Below are 1,557 nucleotides of genomic sequence, written 5' to 3' on the forward strand. Positions count from 1 at the left end.
TGGTCGCGGCGGGTCGACGACACGAACCGGATCGTGTACCGTGTCGCAGGCGATACCATAGACGTCGTTCAGTGCAGGGGGCACTACAACGACTAGCCAACACCGGACCGCTCCGCTGAGCCCTGCCATGGCACGCGCTCTAGCCTGCAGAGACGATCTTGTCCGCCCTCAAGACGGCTGCGGGCTGACGCCGGCTCCCTCCATTCGTAGGCAGTTGAGCAGAGCACCCGGGTTGATTGTGGGTGCTGCGGATTTGCAATAATGGCTATTGAGCTCAGAAGGCTTCCCCTCAGTCCGTGTAGAGATCGTCGAGCGACCAGCACACCACCCGGTGGCCGTCGTCCTCGGCCCGCGCCTTGAACCCGTCCGTGAACCCGCTCGCCGAGACGTAGAAGAGCACGCCGTCCGGGCCGAGCGCTCCGTGCGCCCACGCGCGTCCCGCCTCGGCCATCCGGCGCAGCTTGTCGAGGTGGGCCTCCGACAAGTAATGGAACAGGATTGTCCGTTTGGTGCGGCGTGACGCGTCGTTAGGCTGAGGTGGCCGTCTCCGCACGCTCGGTCTCAATCCTCCTGAGGTGTCCCTTGACCGTGTTGTACGCGAGCCCCGTCCGTCGCGCCATCTCCGCCTTTGCCACGCCGTTGTCGAGCATTTCGGGCTCCGACAATCAATGGAACGGTTCTATACGGCAGGCAGGGCTTGACGCAGGGTCAGGCGCGCAGCCAAGCGGCCGCAGGCACGGCCGAGTCCGCCTTGCTGTCGCATCGGGACAGAAACGCGCGGTGATGATCTCTCGGAAGCCTATCGACCCGTGTGCTCACGCCGGGCGCGGTACCGCGTAGTGAGGACCGGCCGGTGAACGGGTGGTACGTTGGTCGGCGTGGGGTCCCGTGGCCGTGGCACGCACGCTCCGACGCCCGGCCCCCCTTCCCGATGCCCCATGGAGCCCGCTCCTCTACACGACACGGCAAAGACCGGCGACGGCGCCCCGGATGACGAGGCGCTCCTCGTCGCCGGGCTGGGCGCGTCGGCGGGCGGCGTCGAGGCGCTGGAGGCGTTCTTCGCCGGCCTCCCCGAGATCGACGGCGTGGCGTTCGTGGTCATCCTCCACCTCGCACCCGACGAGGAGAGCCGGCTCGCCGACCTGCTCCAGGCGACCCTCCCGCTCCCGGTCACGCAGGTGACCGAGGCCGTGACCATCGAGCGCGGCCACGTCTACGTGATCCCGCCGGGCAAGAACCTGCTCGCCCAAGGCCGTCGGCTCGTGCTGGAGCCCATCGAGGAGGCACGCGTCCGGCGCCGTCCGATCGACCACTTCTTCAGAACGCTGGCCGGGGCCTACGGCGAGCGGGCCGTCGGCGTCGTGCTCTCCGGCACCGGCGCCAACGGGACCGTCGGGGTCCGCGCGCTCAAGGAGGCCGGCGGGCTTATCCTGGCCCAGGACCCCGACGACGCCGCCTTCGACGAGATGCCGCGGTCGGCCATCGCCTCGGGCGTCGTCGACATGGTCGGGCCGGCCGGGGCGCTCGCGGCTGAGGTCGTGGCCTACGCCCACCGGC

Annotated in this window: 3 protein-coding genes; 2 read left to right on the plus strand and 1 reads right to left on the minus strand. The window is 69.3% G+C overall.

Annotation, left to right across the window (positions count from 1 at the left end; genetic code table 11):
- On the plus strand, window positions 1-96 hold a 96-nt coding region (locus WBA11_RS00745), incomplete at its 5' end, for a type II toxin-antitoxin system YoeB family toxin (RefSeq protein WP_424518822.1).
- A gap of 193 nt (window positions 97-289) precedes the next feature.
- Here WBA11_RS00745 and WBA11_RS00750 read toward each other — a convergent pair.
- Complete coding sequence (locus WBA11_RS00750; protein ID WP_424518820.1) at window positions 290-484, minus strand: hypothetical protein; 195 nt, start codon at window positions 482-484, stop codon at window positions 290-292.
- A gap of 454 nt (window positions 485-938) precedes the next feature.
- Here WBA11_RS00750 and WBA11_RS00755 point away from each other — a divergent pair.
- Window positions 939-1,557 (plus strand): chemotaxis protein CheB (locus WBA11_RS00755; protein ID WP_424518821.1); only part of this gene is annotated, 619 nt, incomplete at its 3' end.

The sequence above is a fragment of the Rubrivirga sp. genome (assembly GCF_049648075.1).
Lineage (GTDB): Bacteria > Bacteroidota > Rhodothermia > Rhodothermales > Rubricoccaceae > Rubrivirga.